Source organism: Pantanalinema rosaneae CENA516 (assembly GCF_050753385.1).
GTDB classification, from domain to species: Bacteria; Cyanobacteriota; Cyanobacteriia; order Leptolyngbyales; family Leptolyngbyaceae; genus Pantanalinema; species Pantanalinema rosaneae.
Genome location: NZ_JBLZFZ010000011.1, coordinates 135,158 through 152,913, shown reverse-complemented (window position 1 = coordinate 152,913; position 17,756 = coordinate 135,158). Strand labels below are relative to the sequence as shown.

Genomic DNA, 17,756 nt, shown 5'->3' with positions numbered 1-17,756 from the left:
AGATGTGTATAAGAGACAGCTACTACCACCACCGAAGTCACCCCCACCCCCTCCACTCCCGCTATCCCCCCAATAACTATCGCTATAGGTAGAAGGAGCTTGATAAGGAACTGTTTCTTCCCATTCATGCCGATCGCCACAACAACGGCATTGCTCTACCCTTCGCTGTAAACCAGGAACTTGTAACGTAGCAGGTTGTAAGAGTTCCGAGGTTTGCTCAACGGTTAATTCCTCACAGGTCGGACAGAGGCAAACGTGATAGTCATCTAGCACCTGGGTACGCAAATGCAATCCTAATCCGCTTAACTGACTGTGGCAGATGGGACATTGCCAACCATCTACGCGAATACTCCCGAGGGTTTGAGCCACTTGCTCCGATCGGCTCAGATATTCCAGCACCGTTTCAGGTGGCAGAGCAGTCATCGGTTGGCGGCAATCCTGGCAGTGAATCGCATGATCCCGTCCTAACCGGCTCCGCGATCTGCCCTCCGGAGGCACAAAGGTAGGACGGAAGAACACCAGCGATCGCCCGACAATGCCGACTAAACCAAATCCCAGGGCAGCTAAGACCCAAAATAGCCCGGTCAAATTCGCCTGATATGTCCGTTGTCCCGATAGATGGGCTGATCTCGCGGGGGACACGACAGGGTGTTCCAGGGCGGTGACTAATGCCCAGGTTCCCGATAGCACCCCAGCCGAAAAATTGCCGTACTTGAAGTGGGGCAGAATTTCATGCTGAATGATTTTCCCCACCTGCTGATTGGATAAAATCGGCTCGATACCATATCCTGTCTCAATCTCGACGCGGCGATCGTCGCGGGAAATTAGCAATAACACACCATTATCTTGTCCCCGCTTACCAATTCCCCAGTCATTAAATAATGCAGTCGCAAACTGTTTAGGAGTCGTCGCCGGAGTTGTATCGGTAACCGTCACGACAGCAATTTCTGTGCCATTTTGTTGCTCTAATCTAGAAATCATCTGGTTTAACGTCCGTTTCGTCTCCGGATTGAGCAACTGTGCCATATCCGTTACCCAGCCGCCATCGGTCTGTCGTGGATTCGGGATCTGCTGAATGGGAACAGCCCCAGCAGGCAAAACCACACCCAGCAGCATCCAACCGCCTAGGACGATCGCTAAACAGGCTTGGATCATCGATCGTTTTAGTGACATCGCCTCTCCTGATCTCATGGGTCTAGGTGCGCGAATAACGCAACTAATCTTCAACTTCAGTGGGCGATCGGAAATTTTCTGATCGAATTTTTGCGGCAAAATTTGATCTCTGTGCTACAACCTTTGAGTTAGACACAGTAAATCGCATGTGAAACGACGTACACCTCCACGCCGTAAGGCTCCTCGCCGTCGGTTGTTTTCAATTCTGATTGGCTTATATATTGTGAGTTTTATTGCTGGACATACCTTTGGAACGTTACTGGCAGGGGCACAGCAACAGCCTGAAGGTGCATCAGGGTTGCAAGACACTACCGCACAACCATCTGAGGCAGGGCAGACTCTAGTCTCTCTCCCTCCCATTAGCCGCCCGAAACTGTCTCCCCTACCCACCCCGAAGGAGGTTTGGGATTGTGAGGTCGTTGTGGTCGGGGGTTCTCTGGGAGGCATAGCGGCAGCGGCCCATGCCATGAAGTCCGGAGTGCAAACTTGCCTGATCGAACTCTCCCCCTGGTTAGGCGGACAGATTAGTGCCCAGGGAGTGCCTGCGATCGATGAATCAGAAACGATGCAGGCAGAACAGAACTTTTCTAAAAGTTGGACTGACTTCAAGGATTTAATTGCCCAGCAGGAAATCAAGCTACCCGCCTGGGAAACCTTACCCCCGAAACAACGGGTTTCCGACTTAAACAGTTGTTGGGTCAGTGGTTTATGTTTCTTGCCCGAAGCTGGGGCATTGGCATCAAGTCAATTGCTTCAAACGGCGGCTCGTCAGGCGACCGGGAGCCGTTGGGCAACCCAAACCGCCTTTAAAGGAGCCGAATTTGACGCGACGGGACATGAGATTACCGCCATCTATGCGGTACGGCGCACACCCCGGCAACCGAACTACGTCCCCGAGGGCAGACTATCTAAGGAAATCGCCACCTGGTATGCCTGGTCTAGCGATCCCACGTTTGAAAAAACCCCCTTACGGCTGCAAGCCCCTCCCGGCAAACGCATGATTGTGATTGATGCGACGGATACCGGAGAACTGATTGGTTGGGCAAACATTCCCTATCGGTTAGGGGCGGAATCCCAGGCGACCTCGGGCGAAATCCATGCCCCCTTGCGCGATAATCCCAGTTGCACCCAGGCTTTTACCTTTCCCTTTGCCCTGGCAATTCGGGACGATCGCGGCATCAGTAAAGCCGAACTCGCTAAAGTGAAATCTGACTATGCCGTACAAGAGCATGAGCGGGAATTTGATCTGGAAGGATTCCCCATGTTTGCTGGACATAGCCTGTTCCACTATCGACGCATTCTAAGCACGACTCGCAATGATCCCGCCGATAAAGGCATTCCTTCCCCCGGTGATATCACGGTGATCAACTGGAATCGCGGCAACGACTGGGGATGGATGGATCCGCCCCTGATTCTGACCGATGACCAGCTCGATATTTCCGGACAACGGCAGAACTGGCTCGGGGGGGTATCCGTTGTAGCACTGCGCCATGCCGAAAACCATGCCCTGCTGTTTGCCCGTTGGTTGCTAAATCGCTACGCCAAACCCGATCTGCCCCTGAGCTTTTTATCCGGAGCCGATTCCCCGATGAAAACTGCTTCTGGACTGAGCATGATTCCTTATTTCCGCGAAGGACGGCGAATTGTTGGGCGACCCGCTTACGGACAACGGCGCTTTGCGGTGCGAGAGAATGATATTCGTAACGATATGCAGGGGGGACGGGATTTTAGTCGCACGACGATCGCCCTGACCCATTACGACATTGACATTCACGGTTGCCGTTATCGCAACTGGGGCCCCTCCTGGGAAGCCACGGGTGCGCCTGCCGATGAAGCCAAAGTCCGCCCAATTCAAATTCCGATCGAAAGTCTGATTCCGCAAGGGGTCAACAACATGCTGGTCGGAGGCAAGGCGATCGCGGTGACTCACATTGCCAATGCCGCTACCCGAGTTCACTACGGAGAATGGAGTGCCGGAGCCGCCGCCGGGTCAACGGCTGGATGGCTGCTGAAGAAACAGCCTGCCACAACCACCCCTGCCGATATTGTGCCCCAAGGCAAGATCACTGACCTGCGTCGCTATCTCGTTAGCCAGGGACTCCGATTCGATTGGTAACTTCTGAGCCAAATCCATTCAAGTGGGAGTAGAATGCAAACTAGGGGTTGCAGTACCTTTGTGCTAACAGGCTACCCCTGAATGAATCGCAGAGTGAAGCATCATGGACAACTTTGGCAAGAAAGTGCGCGATCGCCGTCTCCAGGAGGGTCTGAGCCAGGAAGAACTTGCCCAAAAAGTTGGGATTTCCCGCAACTATCTCTCCCAGATTGAGCGGGGTCAGTCTACCAATCTTTCCTGGCAAGTGATGGAGCGGTTAACGGCAACCCTGGGATTACAGGGTGAACAGCAGCCGCTCCCCGAATTCGATCCGGCAGAACTACCACCGAGTTTGGCAGCCTTTGCCCAAACCGCCCAACTGCCCCCGGATGATGTGTTGATGCTGGCACGATTAAAATACCGAGGACAGCAACCCACATCGCCAGAGAAATGGGAATTGCTGTATAACGTGATCAAAATGACCGTTAGCAAGTAAATGCAGTATAGGCATCCCGGAGCCGCCTTTCTGTCTCGGTATGGCAGCTTGCAGAGCGAAGCAGATGTATCTCGATACGTCGAGTTTCTGCGGCAGGAATCGGGATTGAGTGATCAACCCCCGATCGATCTCTCTCGCATCTATGACCACTTTGGCATGCCAACCCCCCTGCGGGCACCGTTAGATCAGCAACAGGGCATCCTGGTTGACAGTGCCACGGGGATAATTTTGATTAAGGAAGATGATCCGATCGTGCGCCAGCGCTTCACCGAAGGGCACGAATTGATGGAACTACTGTTTGATGCCCAGGATCAAGCCCGGGTCAGGAGTGTGCTACCCAGGTGGAGCGAACCCCGCAAGGAACAACTGTGCGACCAGGGGGCGGCGGATCTGCTGATGCCAGAGTCGTCCTTTGTCACCTATGTTAACCAGCAGGGTATTTCGTTTGCCACGGGACGCAATCTCGCCCAACTCTATCAAACCTCGTTACTGGCAACCTTAATTCGGATGATTCAACTTGGTTCTGGTAGCTATGCGATCGTGATGTGGCATCGGGCACTGAAGCAGGAGGAAGTTAATCGCGATCGCCCATTACCGAAAAAACTACGAATCTGGTGGCGTACTCGCACGAAAGACTGGCTGGGTGGCTTTATTCCTAAAAATAAATCGATCGGTTCCAAGTCGTTGATCTTCCTGGCGTATAGCACTGGACGATCGCAGACTGGCAGTGAACGGATTGATCTGGGTTGGGGTGCAGTAGATTGTCAGGTTGAGGCAATGGCAATGCAAATCGGGGATAAACCCTGTGTGTTATCGCTGTTGCAGGTGACTCCGTGAGGGGTATTCGCGATCGCGGATGATTACTCGCAGCATAGTTTCTACTACCAAGCGAAAGATTGACTAGACTGGGGTTTCTGGACACCAGTTCAGCAGGTGGGCAATTTGGGTTGGTAGGGTGGTGGGATCAAAGGGTTTGGCGATCGCGCCCTCAATACCCAGCGATCGTAGTTGTTCGGCAGTGAACCAACTGGCTTTATCAGTAATTAACAGAATGGGGATCGATCGGGTCAGGGGATGCTGTTTCAGTTGCTTGACCATAATGTTTTGAATAAATCCCAAGCCATTGAATTTAGGCATCAAGGCATTGAGCAGGATGGCATCTGGTTTCCCAGCCAGTAGTCGTTTGAAATCGCACTGATGGCAGTCCATACAGACAACATTCCAACCCGCCAAGCGCTGCAAACAAATATGCAACACCTCACGGGTAGCTTCATCCTGATCAATCAGTAGGATCAACTTACTAGACATAACTGGAGGCTCTCTACAGTTACAATCTATGGTCACAAAAGCGCATTAAAGACTATGCCTTCAAACGGATATTAATGGTTGAAGACAATTGTAGAGTGTAGCTAGATTTAGAGGGTGTTTGAAAAGTCAAAATCGTTACCTGAACCGCCCCCCTAGCCCCCCTTTCTACGATGCCGTCAGGCTATATTCTGGGAGGAATCGGATTCAAAGTCCCCCAGAATTGGAGGCTTTAGAGGGCAAGTGTAATCACTTTGATACTTTTAAAGCATCCTCTTAGAAGATGTTTTAAAAGTTCTTTTGTAAGTAGCAACAGACACGATCCCCCTAAATCCCCACGCTCCGCGCCGCTAACGCTAGAAAAAAGGGGGACTATGAGACTGATTCCCCCCTTTTTAAGGGGGGCTAGGGGGGATCTCTGAGTGCTTAACATCACAGCTAACACCTTTTCAAACATCCTCTTAGAATTCGAGTTGATTAATCTAGCATTTAATACCTGATGCAGATAAAAGTGAGAGTATGTTCTGGTGGTTTGTCAAATTAAATTTGACGGATAACTGAATACTGAAAAGTTAATTAGGGTTAAATTTCGCAGGTCTGCGACCCGGCAAAATCCTCCTAACAGAATACTAGATTGAAGCTGTCATTAAGATGATTTGTGGCTAATTAGCCGGCGTAACATTTTTTCAGTATCTAGATGATGCTCCAGATCGGTTTTGAGGTTTTCCAGGATTTGGATGGCGACTCCGACCATGACTTGGGCAGCAACCGGATCGTTATCATGTAATTTGTGAACGGCTTGGTTCAGGATACTAACGGTGTGTTGAATAGAGGCAGTTCTAGGCGAATCATCCCACGTCATGGATCAAAGTTTCCTTGCGTTCAAGCAGTATATGAGAGATGTCAACTCTAACGGTAAGGAAGAAATCTAAGAAAAATATAAGAGGGATAGATTCACAGTTATGGCTTTACCAATGCAAAAGTTGAGCAACCTGATTTCCTACACTGATAGGATTAAATGGCTTACTGATTACCCCTGAAACTCGCATCTCAGCAAAACGACGCCGATCGCTGGGTAAGACTTTGGCGGTCAATAATATAACTGGAATGGCTTGAGTCCGTGGGTCAGACTGGAGACATTCAAATACGGAAAAGCCATCCATATCAGGCATGGAAATATCGAGGAGAATTGCATCAAATCCCTGACGTTTGGCATACTCTAGCCCCTCCTGGCCGGAAGCCGCAACGCTCACTTGCCACTGAGTAAATTTTTGCAGGGCGAGTTGAACCACATCCCGGATATCTTGGTCATCGTCAATCAGCAGAATAGATTTAGTCATATAAAAAGTGTTTTTAAGAGCAAAATAAATAATTTTTAGAGAGAAATTAAGTCATTCAATGGTTATCGGTAGGGTGAAATAGAAGATACTACCGACATCCAGGGTACTTTCTGCCCAGATTTTACCGCCATGCTGGTGAATGATGCTGCGACAAATGGCTAAGCCCAATCCAGTGCCACCTTTTTGGCGGGAATCGGAGACATCGACCTGTTGGAAGCGACCAAAGATATTTTCGAGCTTTTCGGCGGGAATGCCGCGTCCTTGATCCTGAATCGAGAACAGTACCCATGTATGCGTCGTTAGCCGATCGCGGCTGGTCGTTGGGGTTGCCTCGTCCTCGATCGCCGTTGCTTTGACCCAAACGGTACTATTGGGAGGCGAAAACTTAATTGCATTGCTCAGTAGGTTGGTTAGGGTCTGCACGATCGCATCGGGGGCTGCCCAAACCTGAGCCGATATAGGAGATAGATGAATCGTAATTTGGGCTTGAGCCGCGATCGTGTGTACCGATTCCACAGCTTGTTCCAGCAATTCGGTGACATTGCAGGCAGACAGGCTCAGTTGCACCGTCCCCGATTCCAACCGTTCTAGATCCAGAATGTCATTCACCAATCGCACCAGCCGATCGCTGTTATTCAGGGCAACTTGCAGCATCCGTTGCGCCGTCTCGGGTTCATCATCTAAAACGCCTGTAGCGAGAATGCCGAGAGAACCGCGAATTGCCGTCAACGGAGTCCGGAGTTCATGGCTGACGATCGAAATAAATTCATCTTTAATCCGATCGAGCCGATGGCGATCGCTGACATCCCGGCAAACGCAGATCAAGATATCATTTTCAGTTAAGGTGAGGGAAAGCCCTTCCGCAAAACTGCTACCATCCTGTCGAAGTGCCGTTACCTCTCCCTGCCAGGAGCGTTGCTGCCGCAAACTTGGGAGAATTTCCTGCTCAAACCGTTGGATCTCCGGGTCGGGATATAAACATCGCCAACTTTTTCCTAACAAATCATTGGGATGGTGATAACCAAACAATTCCAGATGTGCCTGATTCAGGTAACTGTAGGTTCCCTGTTCTAAGATGGCAATGCCCTCGATCGCGGCTTCGATCGCCGTCAGTTGGCGTTTCATAATTTCCTCTGCCCGTTTGCGATCGGTAATGTCGGACACCCGTACCAGATTAATTGTTTGCTCGGCGATTCGCATGGGCTTTGCCGCTAAACTGCCCCAAAATAGATTGCCTTTGTGGGAAACAAATTCTAATTCCAGGCTCCAAAAACCCTTCAGCCGCATTTCTGCCACAATGTCAGCAATCTCCGCTTCCGTAAACGGACGACGTTGCAAAGCCCGCCCTTCAGTACCAATCAAATCCGCTTTACAGTCCACCTCAAACAGAGTCAGCGCCTGACGATTACAATCCGTAATCAGTAACGTTTCGGGATCAACCAGGAAAATTGCATCTGTTGATTCATTAAAAATGGCATCCCGCAATGCCTGCTGGTGGTGTAATTCCAGTTCTGCCTGTTTGCGTTTAGTAATATCCTGCAATACGCCGTACCACACGGTATCGCCATTCTCCCGGCGTTCGGGACGGGACGATAGTTGTACCCACTTCAACTTGCCTGAGGGCGTGATAATTCGCCATGCCTGGGTAAAGGGTTCCAGTGTTTCAGCGCTGCGGGCGGCGGCGGCATACATCAGAGTGCGATCGTCGGGATGCACCTGGGCAAAGGAAAGCTGGGGATTGGCTAAAACCTGTTCGGAGGACAGTTCCTGAATCTCCTGACAACCTCGACTCATGTACTCAAACTCATAGCTACCGTCGAGATGCTGCACCAAAATATAAATTTCACCGGGAGCCGCATCAGCAATCTGATGAAACCGAGCTTCACTCTCTCGTAACGCCTGCTCCGCCTGCTGACGTTCAGTAATATCCGTAGCGACGGTTAAGGCCCGTAGTTGACCATCCAATTCAATCAGTTCGATCGAGAGCAGAGTCGTACCCAACCTGCCAGATTTTGTCCGGTAGGAATATTCAAAACCTTTGACTCTGCCATCAGTCAGCAGTTGGCTTGCCAGGTCTAACTCTTGTTGGGGATCGACACTCAGCCCTAACTCAGCACTGGTACGACCAATCACCTCCTCCTGACTGTATTCACTAAACGCTAAGAAACTATCGTTCACCTCCAGATATTGCCCGCCATCCTCAATACTGGTAATCGCGATCGGGTCAGGACAATTCCGAAATACCTTCGTAAACTTAGATTCGGATTCTTGCAGAGCCAGTTTAATCCGATCGAAGGAGGATTGTAGTTGGGCGGCAGTGTGATTAAACGACTGCGTTAATACGGCAAATTCTTGAATTTGACTGTCTGCGTTTAATGCTTGCCACTTCCCCTCTGCCAGGGATTGGCTGGCACGACTCAATCTCTGGATCGGTTTCGCAATCCAGTAGGCGGTGAGAATTCCGGTCGTTGTCGCACTCAGCAGCGTCAGGATACAGAGAAGAATCGTTCGCTGGACATTGGCATCAATTTCGCCAATAAAGTCAGCTTCGGGAACCACCGTCACAATCAGCCAGTTCAGACCATGCGGCTCCTGGTAGGGAGTCACCAGCATGAAATAGGTCTGTTGGTTCACGATCGCGCTTAACGGTTGAGGCGTTTGCAGGCGATCCAGGTTGCCCAGGTGCTGCTCAATGTGTTGGACTAGCTCATGAGGTTGCCCAGGTTGCCCTGAGAAAGGAGGTGATTGCAAGCTTGATTGAGGAGCCAGGGATGGCTGGAGTGCCTCCTTAGAGGTTGCAACAGCCTGTCCAGAGCGCCGCAGGATCAACGCTTGCCCTGAGGGAGAGAAATTTAATTGGGTTAAAAATGCCCTGATTTGACGGGTGTACACCGGAGCTAATTCCTTAGCCGCAACCACCTGTTGGGGGGTGAGCAAATCCTGATCCAGGCGATCGCTGATCCGTTTAGTCACTTCCTCCAATAAATGATTCGCCAACTGGCAGACAACCTGCTGTCCACTGCGGTAGGACAGATACCCGACCAGACCAACCGCCCCCACAATTTGCACCACAAAGGGCACAACCAGCACCCAATGCAGCGCTACTTTTGGCAGGGAACGGTGGACACGGTAAGAAGACATAGGAATCGCTGATTCAGAGCAACACCCGACTAAACGCAACATCAGTCAGCAGCAAGACCTTGAGACGCGGCATTGATCTAGCCCTCGATCGCCAGTGGTAGTCAAGCAGAAACACGGGAACTACCGGGCGCGAAATGTCGCCAGCGCTCAATCCGGCTAATGACTCGTGTGACTAATTCGGGGCCGACGATCGGCTTGCTGATCAAGTCATCGGCTCCTGCTGCAAATACCTGTTGAATATAGTCCATATTGGTATGAGCCGTCACAATTAGGATCGGTAAATTACCATACTTGGCATCCTGACGCACCACACGACATAATTCAATCCCATTAAACATGGGCATCTCGACATCCAGCAACAGCAGATCGGGATCGGTTTTAATTAATACATTCCAAAATTGTTCTGGTTCAGATAGGCAGGTAATTTGCAATCCCCACGGTTGCAGTAATTTAGTCACGATCGAGTGCATCAGGCGATCGTCATCGACCAGCAAAACTCTGGCTTGTAATGTAGCGGGTTGCGGCAGTAGTTGGACAACTTGCTTAAATATTTGGTCAGGCGACGTAGATTTCGTCAGATAACGGGCGCTTCCTAACCGGGATGCCGCAACCCGATTGACTAAATTATCCTGTTCTGCCAACACCATGACCGGCACCGCAGGAAACTGTTGCTTTAAGTTACGCAACACATCTAGACCCGCTTCATCGGGAGCCACTGCCTTAAATTCCAACAGGATGACAGTCGGCGTTTCCGGCATCAACTGCTGTTGCGATTCCGTCCAATCGGGCACTGTTTCTACCTGTAACGCCCACTTGGTTGCCTCCTGATGCAATGCCTCCGCTAGCGCATCATCTTCACTAATCACCAACACTAAGGCCGGCGGAGTCGATGAAGCGGCAGGTGGCGGATCGTCACCCGGACGACAGGGCAAAACGGGCGTAACGATCGCCTGTTTCAGATTGGCTAACAATTGGGTTAAATGGGTGCTTTGGCATTCCTCCAGCGCCGATTCCCTTACCAACTCATGTTCGATCGCCCGAGCAAATTCCGAGGCTTGGGTATACCCATACATGCCCAAACTTCCTGCTAAGCGATGGGCTTCCTCTCTAGCCTGCTGGCGCTGCAATTGACTCAGGGTACCTAATTGCAGCCCGTTAATCGCCAATTCCAGCCCCACCAATCGCTGATCTAACGAAGCCCGAAACCGCTCCGCCAATTGCTCAAATAAACCATTCTCCGCCTCAACATTGCCCTGATCCAGTTGTCCATCCCGAACATCCCTGACCGCCTCATCTGTCCTACCGTTCTGCTCCTGCCCCCGATCGTCGGCAAATTGCCCACTGGGAGGCACCCTTAACCGATAGCCCAAGCCGTACAGAGTTTCGATCAGATTTTCAGACATCCCTGCCTTGGCTAAGCGTTGCCGCAAATCCTTAATCAAATTCGTGACAGCATTTTCAGTCGGGAAATCATCGGCTGACCACAGGTGATCCAGAATCGCACTACGGCTAAACACCCGTTGAGGATGCCGTAGAAATAGCTCTAACAGGTTGTATTCTTTAGAACGCAGTGCCACGGTCTGATCCTGATAGGTGACTTTAGCCGCGACTGGATCTAGCCGTAGTCCTCCCCAGGTTAGAGTAGTAGCTGGGGTATCCCCTCCGCGTCGCAGTAAGGCACGAATCCGGGCCAGGAGTTGGGATGGCTCACAGGGTTTAGCCACGTAATCATCAGCTCCAGCATCCAGTCCTGCCACCATATCGGTATTAGAGCCTTTAGCCGTCAGAATTAAAATCGGGGTGTTATTCCCCTGCGATCGCAATTTATGGCAAAGCGTTACGCCATCCAGCTTCGGCAGTTCTACATCTAATAGGATCAGGTCATAGCTCCAGAGGATAGCCAGTTCTAGCCCGGTCTGCCCATCGGTTGCCACGTCCACAGTGTAGCGATGCGCCATCAGAATCGCTGAGAGAAACTCAACAGTAGATGGATCATCTTCGACCAGCAGAATCTTCATGAAGGGGGCATCCTTCGCTCAACGCTTATCCCTTTAGCGTAGCGGAAATCCTCTGAAGGGTTGTGAACGAAATCACGCTAGAGTTTCAGCCCTTCCAGTAAACCATCCGGGGCAATGGGACTAATCATTTGACCATTCTTCCGATGGCACTAAATCGCCAATGCGATCGCGCAGCAAGAATTCATGCTCGGCTAGGGCGTGTTCCATCGTGCTCCATTCTCTGGCAGGGATGTATTTGCCCAGCGTATAAATGGGCTGTCGCCGACTGACAATTCCCTGTTGCAATAGGTAGCGAGCTTCATCTTGGATGATAGAGAGGGAATATCGAAGAGGCATAAAAGCTTACCTCCAACCTGGCTCCGGAATGATGGGGAGCATTTTATTTTATATAGTTTAAAACTGTGGGTTAGAGCAGAATGCGGTTTCTTTTAAGGGGAGGTGGGCGATCAATAAGCGTCCTCCTCGATCGCCCTACCCGACAGCAAAGCCTTGCCCCACGGAGTTTGACAGCTAGTTTCCCCCAGTCTTAGGGAGTTAAGGGGGCAGACTAGCCGGAGATGCAAGCACGAGTCTCCAGATCAAAGCGATAGCCGTGGGGCAAGATATGGAGCTTTACTCCACACAAGGCTAAGGGTTCATCTTTCAGGAGTTCCTCGACATTGTTGTGAGTTAAATTAGCAACATCGACGATCGTGACAGAACTTTCGCCAATAATTTCGACTTCCGAACCGTTCACCACGATCGCTGTATTCTCATCAATGCCAAACCCCAGCACGACTGGTTGCTGTGCCACCGCCGACAGCAACCGACCTAAGCGACCCCGTTGGGCAAAATGTTGGTCAATCACCACACCGGGCAAAAATCCCATCCCTTGATCCATCTTCACCGTTTCCGGTCGGGGATTGGTTTCAGATTCCCCTTCCACAATCATCATATCGGGCATCATTGCCGCTCCAGCACTGGTTCCTGCAATCACCACACCAGAGGCAAACCGCTGATGCAGAGCCGCATCCAATTTTGTATCTTTTAATAACTCAGTAATGCGAGCCTGGTTGCCACCCGTAAAGAAAATTCCCGTGGCTTGAGCAATGATCTCTAAAGCCCTCGGGGCATCGGCATCTTCCCGGCGATCGGTATCTACCACCTGCACACTCTCCACACCGAGCCGTTCAAATACATTGATATACTGTGCCCCGACTTCCCCCGGTAGTCCAGTTGCTACCGTCATCACGGCAATTCGCGCTTGTAATCCTCCAGCCCGCCGCACAAACTCCCGCAGAATGCGACATTCCCCTTCCTTATCCTCTGCTCCACCAATAATAATCAGTTGTCCGTGGGTTTCCGGCAATGCCACACTAGGGATTTCTTCCGAGTCTACTGCCTCTGCTTGATTCGCTACCATATTGGTTCTCAGCCTGATTGTTTCAAACTCATTTCCTCCATGATTCATTGAGCGAGTAGCACTTGATAACATCCAGTTGGTAGATTTTGATACAGTTTTTTCTATGCCCTGCGGTAATAACAACCTGTACGGGCAAGTTTTGCTCTCGATCGGGCGTGATCGGCTCAGTCCGTCCGAGCCAACAGTTCAGGAATCGTAGCCAATTCTTTCAGATAAACTCGGCTAAACGGTTCATGTTCGCCTAATTCGTACTGTTCGATTAAGCCCTGCCGTTGAATGGTAATACTGTTGGCTTGCCGGGTAACGATCGTTGAATGATCAAATACATCCCGCGCTAATGTTAACTCTACATCCGTAGGACGATCTAAAACGACTAAATCACTACCGTAGTAGAACATGCCATCTTGAGCCAGGATCGACTCTGGATACTCAGTAATCAGTAAATCTAGCTTCGGATTGCGGAGTAGATTTTGAACATTCAGATTGTAATCAGCATTCCGGTTTTTCCGCGATCGGTTAATTAAAACCGCATCCTGACACACGGCTCCGATCGTCCAGGTGGGATGTTGCAACAGAATATGATCAATCAGTTCTTGGAGTTGTTCAACGGAAACGTGATTAAAGCTAATTATTGGAATTCGGGCATCTCGTTCCGCGTCAAAGAATGTCTTCAGGATCTCTGCCGGAACATCCACACTTTCCCCAATCGCGGGCTTCAGATGCATATAAATCCCCGGTGCGGCATTGATCTCAATAATACTGAAACCACCTTCCCGCCAGGATTGCGATAGATCACGGGCAATCACATCAATTCCCAGACAAACCAACCGAAAATGCTGGGCAACATCCTGCGCCAGAATAATATTATCGGGATGAATTGTTCGAGTGGCATCAATACTTAGCCCCCCCGAAGACAGATTCGCTACCTTCCGCAAGTACACTGTGCGATCGCGTTCTAGCACACTATCCAACGATAATCCTTGCTCCTCCAAATACCGCTCCATCGCCTCATCACATTTAATTTTGCCGAGCGGCGAGGTGGGGGTATCACTACGATCGGGACGGCGATTTTCTTGAGCAATCAATTCTTGAATTGTGGAGTCGCCATCTCCTACCACCGAAGCCGGACGGCGCTCCGTGGCTGCCACAAACCGACCATTGACACATAACAGGCGAAAATCTTTGCCAGCAATACTCTGTTCCACAATAATTCGCTGGGATTGCTCGGGAGGAATAGATTGCACCGCCCGATCGAAGGCTAACTCCAATTCATCCGCATCCTGCACCGCCGCCGTCACCCCATTGCCTTTGTGACCCGAAACCGGCTTGACTGCTACTGGATAGCCCAGGCGATCGGCGGCATTTAACGCCTCTTTTAAGGTATACACCACTTTTCCTTGGGGAGATGGAAAGCCCAGGGAATCCAAAAATTGCTTACAATCATCCTTCCGGGTTGTAAAGTCAGAATCAAGATGGCTATCCGTGTCAAAGGTCGTCGCAAATCCCCGCACCTGTTTTTTGCCATAGCCATACTGCATTAAGCCTTCGTCCCACAGGTAAAACACCGGAATGGCTTGCTGCACAGCAGTTTTTAACAGGGCATAGACGGTCGGACCGCCATACACCGAATCCCGAAACAATCCCTGTAAAACTTCGATCTGATCTTCAATCCAGAATTTACGATTTTGAGTGATGGCTTCAAACCAATCCCAAACCGCGTAGACGATCGCTCGACTGGTGCGCGGATGGAGCGATTGCACCGCAATTCTCATTACCTGCTGATGCGGCATCACCTGACAATGTTGGAAGTGCAGATTCATCTCTAACTTGCTCACTTCCAACACTGTGCGAGCGAATAAATCGGCATGAGATTCATAGTGATCATGGCTTAAGTGGGGATAGCGATCGCCAATCACCGCTACATAATCGGCAATGTCCAGGGGAGGATTATTGCCAGTGAGAGCTAAGTCAAACACGATCGCGGCACTGTGCAGATAGGGGTTCGGACCGCTATAACACCGAAAGTTAAACAGATCAAAGGCATCTGTTTTTTTTGCGTTGACTGGCGTTGTCTGAAGGCGACTATCCAAAACCATGATGCAGCACCACTTTTTACGTCAAGATCAATAACCGTTTAATCCCAATTTTGACCTTAGTATTCTGGATGTTTAGTACGCCTCTATCTCAGGGTATTGTTCAGTCAGTTCCGCTCTAAAGTTAGTGAGAGTTTTCTGACTTTGGCTATAGAACTTACGAGAGGTGAGTTTTATAACTGATTTTGTTAAAAATGAAACAAAATAAATCCAATTTATCCATCGATCGCATGGAATCCATCTCTTATGAACCAACAACATCCAGAACTCAGGGACGAAGTCCATAAAATCGCTGAGGATGCTTATCAGCGTCATTTAATTTCTGGCTACGGGGATAGCGAATATGCCGATCAATATCAAATTGTTTGGCAGGGTAAACCCAGACACTTATCCTTAACGGCGGCACGATCGTTACTCAATGCGTTGTTGCAAGAACAGTAATGAATAGGTGCTTGAGGACTACGGGTTTATTGACCAATGTATGGAGTCCGGTAGACCGATGTTTGCCATACCATAGGTGCTAATGCCTGTCATTAGATCGTGATCTGTTCAGCTTCAGGCACAACCGCATCATTCACCTCGGGATCAATTACACATTCTAGTGGGGGATCAGGTTCACTCACATCCAACGGATTCACGAAGAATGAGCCGGTTTGGGGGGGAAGCGTGGGGTCAAGGAGCAATACAACGATCGTTTTAACCATCCCCGCCAGTGGAATCGCCAGAATGACTCCCAATAGACCCGCAACTTTGCCCCCCAGCAATAGAGCCGCCAAAACCGTAGCTGGACTTAACCCGGTTAAATTTCCCAAAATTCGCGGAGCAAGGAGATTATCTTTTACCTGCTGAAGGGCGATCGCGATGCCAACTACCTCTACGGCTAACCACCAGTTAATAAACGCCACCACAATTCCTACAGTGGCAATCCCTAATGTAGCGCCAATGAAGGGGATAACTTCCATGATCCCAATGAAAATGGCGAATACCAGAAAGAACGGTACATGTAACCAGAAGAAGGCGAGGGATAGAGTCACCGCCATAAACAATCCTAGCAGCAATTGCCCCGAGAAAAATCGTTGCAAATTGCGGCGGAAGGAATCAGTTAAAAAGTCGCGAATCGGCGGTGAGAAAAAGCTAGTAACACCATTCCACAGCCGCTCACCATCCAGCAGCATATAAAAGGAAATCACCAAAATCAAAATTAAATCTAATACCCAATTAAATGTTCCGAGTAGCAGCCCAACACCACCTTTGGCGATCGTTTCAGCCCGTTGTTGTAATTGAGCCAGAATTTGCTCTTGTAACAATGGAATGGCAAACCGGATTTGGTGGGTCTGACTCCATTGTTGGAATGCCACCAATTGCTGTTGTCCAGATGCTAACAAATCTGGCAGGTTCGTAATCAGTTGTTGTGCCTGACTAATCACCGGGGGCGCGATCGTGACTCCCAACAATCCCACAGCCATTCCAGCCAACAGATAGACCAGACCGGCAGCAACCCCACGGGGCAGGAGCGGTTGCAACTTGGCAACTGGATAATTCAGGACAAAGGCAATTAATCCCGCCGTGACTAAAATACTGATCAGTTCACTGAAATAGCTGAGCGCATTTAAACTCATCCAGCCGGTGATCAGAATCAGTGCCCACGTAATTAAGCCTTGTTGGAGGGGAGTAAACAAACGATCCATGACGCTCCTAACCTTGACAGCCTGACTAAATCTTATCGCCAGAGCCTATTTCTAGGTTAGCAATCTGCTGGTCTCTTTGTGGTCAGGTAAAAGAGCTACGATGAAATAGATCTGGAATCAGTCTATTCAGATTCCCTATGATCGAAACAACTCATCCTGCCTGACTCTGCCATGATTCCAACCATTTTGGTGCTATTAGTCATAGGACTGATCATTGGCGGAATTTTTCTCCTACCGATCGCCAAGCAATTGCGGCGCGATCGCTGGAAGCAACGACCATTCCCACCGTCCTGGACAGCTATTCTGCAACAGCATTTACCGTTTTACGATCGATTGACTCCTAACGAACAGAGGCGGCTCCAGGGACATATTCAAATTTTTCTGGCAGAGAAACAGTTTATTGGTTGTCAGGGGTTGCAGATTACCGAGGAGATCAGGTTAATTATTGCTGGGGTTGCCTGTTTGCTATTACTGAATGAGCAAGGTGATTATTTTCCCCGATTGCGATCGATTTTGGTTTATCCCGATGCTTATCTAGCCAATCAAGTTAATATTACGGATCACTATATTGTGGAAGAACAGCAGGTGGCTCGGTTAGGAGAATCCTGGTCAAGGGATCTACTTATCCTATCCTGGCGACAGGTTCAACAGGATATAGCCAACTGGCAACAGGGACAGAATGTTATCCTGCATGAGTTTGCTCACCAACTCGACCAGGCAGATGGCAATGCCGACGGCGTACCCACCTTATCTGACCGCGTAGATTATCAGCAGTGGGCAAGCATTATGACCTCTGAGTATCAACGACTTTGCCAGGAGGTCAAGCGAGGTTTGAGGACGGTCATCGATCGCTATGGTACGACAAACCCGGCTGAGTTCTTTGCAGTAGTAACAGAAACTTTCTTTTGTCAGCCTCGGCTTCTACAGCGCCAGCATCCACAGCTCTATCAACTATTCCAACGCTATTACCAACTAAGTCCAGAACAATGGTGGTGATCATTAATC

The 17,756-nt window shown here is 49.9% G+C and carries 15 protein-coding genes; 5 read left to right on the top strand and 10 right to left on the bottom strand.

From position 1 onward, the window contains the following. The coding region (locus ACN4EK_RS08935; protein WP_431657482.1) for a TPM domain-containing protein at positions 1-1,173 on the bottom strand (1,173 nt) is incomplete at its 3' end. Between the two features lie 148 nt (positions 1,174-1,321). Here ACN4EK_RS08935 and ACN4EK_RS08930 point away from each other — a divergent pair. The 3 genes from ACN4EK_RS08930 (at position 1,322) to ACN4EK_RS08920 (ending at position 4,601) form a co-directional block, all read left to right on the top strand. Next, the gene (locus ACN4EK_RS08930) at positions 1,322-3,289 is read left to right on the top strand and encodes an FAD-dependent oxidoreductase (RefSeq protein ID WP_431657481.1); all 1,968 of its coding nucleotides are present in this window, start codon (positions 1,322-1,324) and stop codon (positions 3,287-3,289) included. A gap of 103 nt (positions 3,290-3,392) precedes the next feature. Continuing rightward, positions 3,393-3,764: a helix-turn-helix domain-containing protein gene (locus ACN4EK_RS08925; RefSeq protein WP_431657480.1), complete on the top strand. Its 372-nt coding sequence runs from the start codon at positions 3,393-3,395 to the stop codon at positions 3,762-3,764. Continuing rightward, a complete protein-coding gene (locus tag ACN4EK_RS08920; protein ID WP_431657479.1) occupies positions 3,765-4,601 on the top strand; it encodes an ImmA/IrrE family metallo-endopeptidase in 837 nt (278 codons plus the stop codon). 63 nt (positions 4,602-4,664) lie between these two features. Here the strand turns inward: ACN4EK_RS08920 and ACN4EK_RS08915 are convergent, their stop codons facing one another. The 8 genes from ACN4EK_RS08915 to ACN4EK_RS08880 all read right to left on the bottom strand — a co-directional run bounded on the left by ACN4EK_RS08915 (position 4,665) and on the right by ACN4EK_RS08880 (position 15,066). Continuing rightward, positions 4,665-5,072 (bottom strand): response regulator, encoded by a 408-nt coding sequence (locus ACN4EK_RS08915; RefSeq protein ID WP_431657478.1) that lies wholly within the window; start codon positions 5,070-5,072, stop codon positions 4,665-4,667. 643 nt (positions 5,073-5,715) lie between these two features. Further along, on the bottom strand, positions 5,716-5,931 hold the full coding sequence (locus ACN4EK_RS08910) for a hypothetical protein (protein WP_431657477.1): 216 nt from the start codon (positions 5,929-5,931) through the stop codon (positions 5,716-5,718). 106 nt (positions 5,932-6,037) lie between these two features. Then, the gene (locus tag ACN4EK_RS08905) at positions 6,038-6,409 is read right to left on the bottom strand and encodes a response regulator (RefSeq protein WP_431657476.1); all 372 of its coding nucleotides are present in this window, start codon (positions 6,407-6,409) and stop codon (positions 6,038-6,040) included. A 51-nt stretch (positions 6,410-6,460) separates the two neighbouring features. After that, on the bottom strand, positions 6,461-9,550 hold the full coding sequence (locus ACN4EK_RS08900; protein ID WP_431657475.1) for a PAS domain S-box protein: 3,090 nt from the start codon (positions 9,548-9,550) through the stop codon (positions 6,461-6,463). A gap of 101 nt (positions 9,551-9,651) precedes the next feature. Continuing rightward, complete coding sequence (locus tag ACN4EK_RS08895) at positions 9,652-11,568, bottom strand: response regulator (protein ID WP_431657474.1); 1,917 nt, start codon at positions 11,566-11,568, stop codon at positions 9,652-9,654. Positions 11,569-11,688: 120 nt separating this feature from the next. After that, a complete protein-coding gene (locus tag ACN4EK_RS08890; protein WP_431657473.1) occupies positions 11,689-11,904 on the bottom strand; it encodes a DUF4327 family protein in 216 nt (71 codons plus the stop codon). A 211-nt stretch (positions 11,905-12,115) separates the two neighbouring features. Continuing rightward, complete coding sequence (locus tag ACN4EK_RS08885) at positions 12,116-12,970, bottom strand: cyanophycinase (RefSeq protein WP_431657472.1); 855 nt, start codon at positions 12,968-12,970, stop codon at positions 12,116-12,118. Between the two features lie 164 nt (positions 12,971-13,134). Continuing rightward, positions 13,135-15,066, bottom strand: coding sequence for an ATP-binding protein (locus tag ACN4EK_RS08880; protein WP_431657471.1), 1,932 nt, complete (start codon positions 15,064-15,066; stop codon positions 13,135-13,137). 243 nt (positions 15,067-15,309) lie between these two features. Here ACN4EK_RS08880 and ACN4EK_RS08875 point away from each other — a divergent pair, with 243 nt between their 5' ends. Next, positions 15,310-15,504: a hypothetical protein gene (locus tag ACN4EK_RS08875; protein ID WP_431657470.1), complete on the top strand. Its 195-nt coding sequence runs from the start codon at positions 15,310-15,312 to the stop codon at positions 15,502-15,504. Between the two features lie 92 nt (positions 15,505-15,596). On the opposite strand, the gene ACN4EK_RS08870 is transcribed toward ACN4EK_RS08875, so the two are convergent. Then, positions 15,597-16,751, bottom strand: a complete 1,155-nt coding sequence (locus tag ACN4EK_RS08870; RefSeq protein WP_431657469.1) for an AI-2E family transporter — start codon at positions 16,749-16,751, stop codon at positions 15,597-15,599. A gap of 171 nt (positions 16,752-16,922) precedes the next feature. Here ACN4EK_RS08870 and ACN4EK_RS08865 point away from each other — a divergent pair, with 171 nt between their 5' ends. Further along, positions 16,923-17,747, top strand: coding sequence for a M90 family metallopeptidase (locus tag ACN4EK_RS08865; RefSeq protein ID WP_431657468.1), 825 nt, complete (start codon positions 16,923-16,925; stop codon positions 17,745-17,747). Positions 17,748-17,756: the final 9 nt, after the last annotated feature.

Coding starts and splice junctions, on each gene's coding strand:
- ACN4EK_RS08925 (WP_431657480.1), top strand. CDS start 3,393: ATGGACAACTTTGGCAAGAAAGTGCGCGATCGCCGTCTCCAGGAGGGT.
- ACN4EK_RS08920 (WP_431657479.1), top strand. CDS start 3,765: ATGCAGTATAGGCATCCCGGAGCCGCCTTTCTGTCTCGGTATGGCAGC.
- ACN4EK_RS08915 (WP_431657478.1), bottom strand. CDS start 5,072: ATGTCTAGTAAGTTGATCCTACTGATTGATCAGGATGAAGCTACCCGT.
- ACN4EK_RS08910 (WP_431657477.1), bottom strand. CDS start 5,931: ATGACGTGGGATGATTCGCCTAGAACTGCCTCTATTCAACACACCGTT.
- ACN4EK_RS08905 (WP_431657476.1), bottom strand. CDS start 6,409: ATGACTAAATCTATTCTGCTGATTGACGATGACCAAGATATCCGGGAT.
- ACN4EK_RS08900 (WP_431657475.1), bottom strand. CDS start 9,550: ATGTCTTCTTACCGTGTCCACCGTTCCCTGCCAAAAGTAGCGCTGCAT.
- ACN4EK_RS08895 (WP_431657474.1), bottom strand. CDS start 11,568: ATGAAGATTCTGCTGGTCGAAGATGATCCATCTACTGTTGAGTTTCTC.
- ACN4EK_RS08890 (WP_431657473.1), bottom strand. CDS start 11,904: ATGCCTCTTCGATATTCCCTCTCTATCATCCAAGATGAAGCTCGCTAC.
- ACN4EK_RS08885 (WP_431657472.1), bottom strand. CDS start 12,970: ATGGTAGCGAATCAAGCAGAGGCAGTAGACTCGGAAGAAATCCCTAGT.
- ACN4EK_RS08880 (WP_431657471.1), bottom strand. CDS start 15,066: ATGGTTTTGGATAGTCGCCTTCAGACAACGCCAGTCAACGCAAAAAAA.
- ACN4EK_RS08875 (WP_431657470.1), top strand. CDS start 15,310: ATGAACCAACAACATCCAGAACTCAGGGACGAAGTCCATAAAATCGCT.
- ACN4EK_RS08870 (WP_431657469.1), bottom strand. CDS start 16,751: ATGGATCGTTTGTTTACTCCCCTCCAACAAGGCTTAATTACGTGGGCA.
- ACN4EK_RS08865 (WP_431657468.1), top strand. CDS start 16,923: ATGATTCCAACCATTTTGGTGCTATTAGTCATAGGACTGATCATTGGC.